Origin of the sequence: Pseudomonas sp. Sample_24, from assembly GCF_004307605.1 — a bacterium.
Classification (GTDB): Bacteria; Pseudomonadota; Gammaproteobacteria; order Pseudomonadales; family Pseudomonadaceae; genus Aquipseudomonas.
The window spans coordinates 1-7,807 of the sequence record NZ_RCNW01000284.1; the positions used below are offsets into that span (position 1 = coordinate 1).

Below are 7,807 nucleotides of genomic sequence, written 5' to 3' on the forward strand. Positions count from 1 at the left end.
AAGATTAAATTCCGAAACCCCAATTGCGAAAGCAGTTGGGGTTTTGTTTTGCCTGGCGAAAAGTACCCGGGGAAATGCATGTCCGTTACAAGTTAAATAAAGTTACACGAAAGTGACTTAGCAGTTTTGGTATGGTGCAGCTCGTTTTTTACGGACTGTTTCCAAGCTTAGGGATCGGTATCTTTTTTCACAGAGTTGCTTGAGAAATGCCCGGCCCCATCCCGATCAAAGACCACGAAAAAGAATCCCGTCTGGTCAACAAAAGACTGATGGCTTGTGCTTTTTTCGTCGTCGCGATTACCTGTGCATTGGTGGTGCGTTTGTACGTGCTGCAGGTCGTCGAATTCGACTATCACTCCACGATTTCGGAGAACAATCGCGTCCATGTCCTGCCGATCACGCCTACCCGTGGCTTGATCTATGACCGCAATGGCGTGGTGCTCGCGGACAATCGGCCCAGCTACAACCTGACCATCACCCGCGAACGCGCTACCGACGTCAATGAAGAGCTGGATGAGGTGGTCAACCTTCTGCATTTGCCCGCTGAAGACCGCACGCTGTTCGACAAGGCGATGAAACAAGCACGCCACCCGTTCGTGCCCGTAACGCTGTTCTATGAATTGAATGAAGAGCAGATCGCGGTGCTCGCGGTCAACGAGTTCCGCTTACCGGGCCTGGATGTCGAGCCGCAGTTCGTTCGACACTACCCGCTCGGCGAGCACTTCGCTCATTCGGTTGGCTACGTAGGACGTATCAACGAGAAAGAATCCAAGGCGCTGGATACGGTTGAGTATCGTGGCACCCAATCCATCGGCAAGACCGGGATCGAAAAATTCTACGAGTCACAGCTGCACGGCCATGTCGGTTACGAGGAAGTCGAAACCAATGCCCAGGGTCGTGTCCTGCGCGTGCTCAAGCACACCGATCCGGTTCCTGGGGAAAACATTGTCCTGAGTCTCGACGTCAAGCTCCAGGAAGCCGCGGAACAAGCCTTGGGTGATCGCCGCGGCTCAGTCGTCGCACTGGATCCTTCGACCGGCGAAGTGTTGGCCATGGTCAGCAATCCAAGTTTCGATCCGAACCTGTTCGTCACCGGTATCAGCGCCAAGGAATACTCGACGCTGCGTGACTCGATCGACCGGCCGCTGTTCAACCGAGTGCTGCGCGGCCTCTACGCACCGGGCTCGACCATCAAGCCTGAAGTCGCGATTGCCGGACTCGACGCCGGCGTTGTCACGCCACAGACCCGAGTCTTTGATCCGGGTTACTACCAGCTCCCGGATTTCGATCACAAGTACCGCAACTGGAACCACAGCGGCGACGGTTGGGTGGATATGGATGCGGCGATCATGCGGTCCAACGACACCTACTTCTATGACCTGGCGCACAAGCTGGGCATCGATCGTTTACACGACTACATGGCAATGTTTGGCCTGGGTGAGAAAGTTTCCCTGGATATGTACGAAGAGTCGTCAGGGTTGATGCCATCCCAGGCCTGGAAGCGCGCCACGCGCCGTCAGCCTTGGTTCCCGGGGGAGACGGTCATCCTCGGTATCGGCCAGGGCTACATGCAGGTCACACCACTGCAGTTGGCCCAGGCGACGGCGCTGATCGCCAACAAAGGGGTGTGGAACCGACCGCATCTGGCGATGACCGTGGACGGTGTTGCACCGGTGGACGAACACCCGATGCCAAACATTCTGCTCAAGGACCCCCGTGACTGGGAGCAGGTAAACCACGGTATGCAGATGGTCATGCACGACTCGCGCGGAATTGCACGCGCCGCAGCGGCAGGCGCGCAGTATCGCATCGCCGGCAAAAGCGGCACCGCGCAAGTGGTGGCGATCAAGCAGGGCGAGCGCTATAACCGCGAGAAGACCCGTGAGCGCAACCGCGACAATGCCTTGTTCGTCGGGTTCGCCCCGGCAGAACACCCGAAGATCGTAATTTCGGTCATGATCGAAAACGGTGAAGCCGGTGGCCGGGTTGCAGGACCTGTGGTGCGGCAGATCATGGACGCATGGCTGCTCGATCAGGACGGTCATCTCAAGCCGCAATACGCTACACCCGGTAAAGCTCCCGGCGATCCCCACGTGTGAAGCTGTGCCAGCTGGCGGAACACAAGCGCCCTACGGCACTTGCCATTGCCCTGACGTTAACGTAAAGATTGCTCCAGGGCGCCGATGTTTGAAGGCGCAGGGCGGATGACCCGGAGCGCTTGATGACGCTAATAAAAACAAACTCCCCCAAACTGCATCGCGAAGCCCGGCTGGCCAGGGAAAAGCTGCATCTGGAAGGCGAAGTGCCGGACGGCGTCCTGCGGGCGGAAATCGATGCTTCGTGGCGGCGCAGTCTCAGCCATGGTGTGCATTTCAATGCCAAGCATGAACTGGCACTGGGATCGAGCACGAGCGTGGATGTCTTGCTGGCGAGCAATCGCTTGCTGATCGACGCTGCACTGCCGGCCATCGATTATCTGGCCGAGCGTCAGGGCAAGGATGGCTTGATCATCCTGGCCAATTCCGATGCCACCATTCTTGCTGTCGAAGGGCGCGCCGACCGCCTCAAGGGCAGCGGCCTGCAGGACATTACCCTCGGTGCCTGCTGGAGTGAAGCCGCCCGGGGCACCAATGCCCTCGGCACTGCGCTGGTGGAAGCCCGGCCAACCCTGATCGATTGCGGCGAACATTACCTGGATCGCCTCAGTGACTTTTCCTGCACTTCGGTGCCCATTCATTGTCCGCAGGGTGACATCCTCGGCGTCCTTGATCTGACCCGCGAAGGCCCGCTCGGCCGCGCCCACGACAGCACCGCGTTGCTGGCCATGGCTGTCAGCCAGATCGAGAGCCGGGTGTTCAACGCCAGTTATCCGGACGAAATCGTCCTGGCATTCCACAGCCGTCGGCAATACCTCGAATCCCCTTGGCAGGGCCTGTTGGCAGTGAGCCTCGGCGGACAGATCCTTGCGGTCAGCGCGCAAGCCTGCCAGTTGTTGCATGCCGAGCGTTCGGCACTGGTAGGCCGACGTTGCGAAGAGTTTCTTGGTGTCGATGGCCTGCAATTGCTGGCACGCCTGCATCAAGGTGGCGCCGGCAGCCTGCAAACCGCCAAAGGCGAATTTTTCTACAAGACCCTGCGTGCGCCGCAACGCACGATCAATGTCAGCACTCCACCGCGTAGCGTGGCCAAAACCGCTAAAGCCCAACCTCAACCCGATCTCCAGTCTTTGGCTGGCAGCAATGCCCGCTACGCCCGCGCTTTGCGCATGGCCCGACAAGGCCTGGCCAACGAGCTGCCGGTGTTGCTGCTGGGCGAAACCGGCACGGGTAAGGAAGTCATCGCCCGCGCCCTGCACATGGCCGGTGCCCGTTGCGACAAACCCTTCGTCGCGGTGAATTGTGCGGCCATCCCCGAAGGTCTGATCGAGTCCGAACTGTTCGGCTATCGCGAAGGCGCGTTTACCGGCTCGCGTCGTGGCGGCATGGTCGGTCGCTTGCAACAGGCCCATGGCGGTACGTTGTTTCTCGATGAAATCGGCGACATGCCGCTGGCCTTGCAGGCTCGGTTATTGCGGGTACTGCAAGACCGCAAGGTGGCGCCGTTGGGCGCTGGCGAAGAACAGGACATCGACATCGCGCTGATCTGCGCCACTCACCGTGACCTCAAGCGCCTGGTAGAGGAAAAGCACTTTCGCGAAGATTTGTTTTACCGGGTCAACGGCATCAGCGTCATGCTCCCCGCTTTGCGCGAGCGCGAGGATTTCGCAGGGCTGGTCAGTCGCATGTTGAGCAAACTCGATGCGCCTGATGTCGTCCTGCATGACGATCTGGACCGCGTGCTCGCCGGCTACCACTGGCCGGGTAACATCCGTCAGCTGGAGATGGTTCTGCGCACCGCGCTGGCCATGCGCGAGCCGGGAGAAACAGTGCTGACCCTCGACCACCTGCCCGACAGCATGCTCGATGAATTGACCGCGACTGAACGTCCGCAAGCCGGCAGTATTCGGGAAAACGAACTGGAGATGATCCGCCAGTCCCTGGACAGCCATCAGGGCAACGTCTCGGCCGCCGCTGACGCCTTGGGTATCAGCCGCGCGACCCTTTATCGCAAGCTCAAGCAGCTGCGCTCGTGATGCAGCGCCTGATCGTTCGGCTGATCGACAGCCAGAACCCCGAGGCCCTGCAAGCGGCGTTGCGATGGCTCTACAGCTTCGTGCGTCCCCATCGACTGGCGATTGCCGGACTACTGGGCTTGTCGGTGTGCGCCTCGGCGCTGGTACTGGTGCAGCCCTGGTTGACCAAGCTGCTGATCGACGATGGTTTGCTGGCACGCGACTTCCCGATGCTGGTGCTCATCGCCGGGTTGATGATCGTCGCCGGATTGCTGGGAACGGCGCTGTCGGGCATCAATCGCTACCTGCACACGCGTTTGTCCGGGCGCATGCTGTTTGCCCTGCGCGATGACCTGTATCGGCATTTGCAGACCCTGTCGCCGAGCTTCTACGGCCAGCGACGCATCGGCGATCTGATGTCTCGTCTTGATGGTGACGTGGCGGAGATTCAGCGCTTTGCCGTGGACTCGCTGTTCTCGGCGGTGTCCAGTGTGATCGGGCTGGTGGTGGCAGTGGCGATGCTGCTGACCTTGTCCTGGAAACTCTCGCTGCTGGCGTTGGTGCTGATTCCCCTCGATGTGCTCTGGCTACGCTGGATGCGGCGCAAGGTCGAGCGCGATGTACGGCAGCTGCGCGAACGCTCGGCGGATATGTCGTCGTTCATGGTCGAGACGTTGCCGGTGATGAAATTCATCCAGTCCGCCGGTCAGCAGCAACGTGAAGCGAGACGTCTGGAGACGCTGGGGCAGGGCTACATGAGCCAGTTGCTGCGCCTGCAAGTCACCGAGTTTTTCACCCAGGCCGTGCCGGGGACGTTGACCTCGCTGTCCCGCGCCTGTGCGTTTCTGATTGGCGGCTATTGGGTGGTGCAGGGCACCTGGCAACTCGGTGCGTTGATCGCGTTTTCGACGTATCTGGGCATGGCCGTCGGGCCCGTGCAAAGTTTGCTGGGATTGTACGTGGCGATTCAACGGATGACCGTCAGTCTTGGTCGGGTGATGGAACTGCGAGGTGAAGAGCCGACCGTGTTCACCCCGGCTGCACCGAAGCCGATGCCTGCTTCTGGCGAGCTGCGTTTCGAGGATGTGCACTTCAGCCATCCCGGTCGGCAGACTACGTTGCGCGGAATCGAGGCGCATATCCCCTACGGTTTGAAAGTTGCCCTGAGTGGTGGCTCCGGGGCCGGCAAATCGACCCTGATCGACCTGCTGCAGCGGCACCATGATCCGCAGTCGGGCCGTGTGCTGTTGGGCGAAGTCGATCTGCGTGAACTGGACCTGTTCCAACTGCGGCGACGCATCGCCGTGGTCAGTCAGGACATCGTACTGTTTCGTGGCAGCCTGGCCGACAACCTCGCTTACGCGGTGCCGGATGCCAGTCGCGAAGCGATTGCCGAAGTGGCACGGTTGGCGCAGCTCGACAGTCTGATCGCGTCCTTGCCCGAAGGTCTGGACAGTCCGCTGGGTGAGCGCGGCCAGCAATTGTCCGGGGGCCAGAAACAACGCATCGCGATTGCCCGCGCGCTGTTGCAGGACCCTCTGATCCTGGTACTCGATGAAGCCACTTGCGCGGTGGATGAAGCCACCGAACGTGAAGTGATCGAGGCCATCGACCGCTTGTTTGCCGGGCGCACGCGCATCTTGATCAGCCATCGTCCCTCAACCCTGGCCGATGCCGATTTGCGCTTTGAATTGCAAGACGGCGTGCTGGTTTCGAAAGCGGTGCTGCATGAAGCCTGAGCCTTATGAAAACTGAGTTGCGTATCGGTGTGGTGGACAGCGGACACTCGGCAGCGCAGCGGGTGCAGGTCGTGGCCGGGCGCAGGTTTTCACTGGTCGAGGACGGCCTGGCCGAAAGCGACTTGCGCGAAGATCCCTTGGGCCACGGCAGCGCAGTGATCGAAGCCATTGGGCGACGCGCACCATCGGCGCAGTTCTGCGTGGCGCAGGTGTTCGATCAGCGCGGCGTCACCAGTGCCTTGCAGATCGCCTCGGCGATTGACTGGCTAGTGACGCAGGACGTGCGCCTGATCAATCTGAGCCTCGGCTTGCGTCAGGATCGCAGCCTGTTGCGGGCGGCCTGTGCCGCAGCGGTAGCGCGTGGCGTGCTGCTTTGCGCATCCAGCCCGGCCCAGGGCGAAGGCGTGTATCCGGCGAATTACCCACAGGTGCTGCGAGTGACCGGCGATGCCCGCTGCGCCGAACTCGAATGGTCGTGGCTCAACAGCGCCCAGGCGGATTTCGCCGCGTGTGTCCACGGCACTTATCCGGGGCAGTCGGGGGCCAGTCTCGGTTGCGCGGCATTGAGCGGACACATCGCCGGATTCCTGGTGGAACAGCCCGGGGCGAGCAATGCACAAATCATCGAGTGGCTGCGGCAGAACGCTCGTTATCGTGGACCGGAAAGGCGCTTCTGAGCATGACGATGATTGTCGTTTTGGGTGCCGGGCCAGCAGGCACGGCTGTGGCGCTGGGATTACGGCGGCTGGGTCATGCCGTCACGCTGGTCAGTGAGTGGCGCCGGTTTGCGGCGCTCGAAGGTGTGTCTGTGCGGGTTCTCGACGCCTTGCGCGGCGCGGGGTTGCATCAAGCGCTGGCGAATGCTGCGTTGCCGTCACAACGGCAAGTGAACTGGAACGGTCGGCAACACGCGCAGAACATCGAGTTTTTGCTGGATCGTCCAAGCTTCGATCGCGGCCTGCGCGAAGACTTGCGTACCGCCGGTGTTTCGCTGATCGAAGGCCGGGTAATGGGCGTCCAGACGTCACCGTTCGGGCATTGCATCCAGATCGAAGGACAGGAGGCGTTGAGCGCCGATTTTCTGGTGGATGCCCGCGGGCGTCAGGCGCCCGCCCTTGGCAAGGGGATGCGCGGGCCGGAGACGGTCAGCCTGCTCAATCGCTGGCAAGGCTCGCCCGGCAAGACCGCCAGCGCCGTGGAAAGCCTGGCGGACGGTTGGGCGTGGATGGCGCGACGGGCCGACGGTCAGTGTTATTGGCAATGGACGGTGGACGTCACCAGTGCCGAGTTGCCAGGCAAAGCGATGTTGCTCGAATACTGCCGACAGCGGCGCCGGGCATCGGCAGTGGCTCGAGCATTTTTCGCCGATCAGGTTGAAGTCGATTTGCAGCTGCATGCCCGCAGCAGCACCGCGATCCTCAGCCCGCAGGTGTGTGGCGAAAACTGGATTCGCGTGGGGGATGCGGCGATGGCGGTGGACCCGCTCTCGGGCAACGGCATCTTCCAGTCCCTGTCGTCAGCGTTGCAGGCGCCGGCGGTGATCAACACGTTGTTGCACAAACCCGAGCGCGCGGCGCTGGCCAAGCGTTTTCACCAGCAGCGCGTGGAACAGTTGTTTTTGCGTTTTGCGCGGATTGGCCGGGACTTCTATGCCGATGAGCAGCGTTGGTCCGATCAGCCATTCTGGCAGGCGCGGCAGCAATGGCCGGATGCCGAGGTGGCCCATGCCGAGGCGGATTTCGCTGCGCTGAGGATTGAGCGGGCGCCGGTGTTGTGTGATGGCTTTGTCGATGAAGCCGAGGTGGTGATTACAGCGGATCAGCCGTTGGGGATCTGGCATGTGCAGGGCGTTGAACTGGCGCCGTTGGTGCGGCGATTGAAGCAAGGCGAACCTGCAGAGCAAGTGTTGGCGGGGTTGACGGTGGAGCAGGGGAGGATGGTTCGCAGTTGGTTGTTG

The 7,807-nt window shown here is 61.2% G+C and carries 5 protein-coding genes; all 5 read left to right on the plus strand.

Annotated elements, in window-relative coordinates:
* Nucleotides 1-206 precede the first annotated feature (206 nt).
* Nucleotides 207-2,099 carry a penicillin-binding protein 2 gene (mrdA, locus tag D8V06_RS15705; RefSeq protein ID WP_130931266.1) on the plus strand — a complete coding sequence of 631 codons (1,893 nt, stop codon included), beginning with the start codon at nt 207-209 and terminating at the stop codon, nt 2,097-2,099.
* A gap of 122 nt (nt 2,100-2,221) precedes the next feature.
* Nucleotides 2,222-4,132 carry a sigma-54-dependent Fis family transcriptional regulator gene (locus D8V06_RS15710; protein ID WP_130931267.1) on the plus strand — a complete coding sequence of 637 codons (1,911 nt, stop codon included), beginning with the start codon at nt 2,222-2,224 and terminating at the stop codon, nt 4,130-4,132.
* A complete protein-coding gene (locus D8V06_RS15715; RefSeq protein WP_130906117.1) occupies nt 4,132-5,850 on the plus strand; it encodes an ABC transporter ATP-binding protein in 1,719 nt (572 codons plus the stop codon). The genes D8V06_RS15710 and D8V06_RS15715 overlap by 1 nt, the downstream gene beginning before the upstream one ends.
* A 5-nt stretch (nt 5,851-5,855) precedes the next feature.
* Nucleotides 5,856-6,527: a S8 family serine peptidase gene (locus tag D8V06_RS15720; RefSeq protein ID WP_056856926.1), complete on the plus strand. Its 672-nt coding sequence runs from the start codon at nt 5,856-5,858 to the stop codon at nt 6,525-6,527.
* 2 nt (nt 6,528-6,529) lie between these two features.
* Nucleotides 6,530-7,807 (plus strand): tryptophan 7-halogenase (locus D8V06_RS15725; protein WP_130931268.1); only part of this gene is annotated, 1,278 nt, incomplete at its 3' end.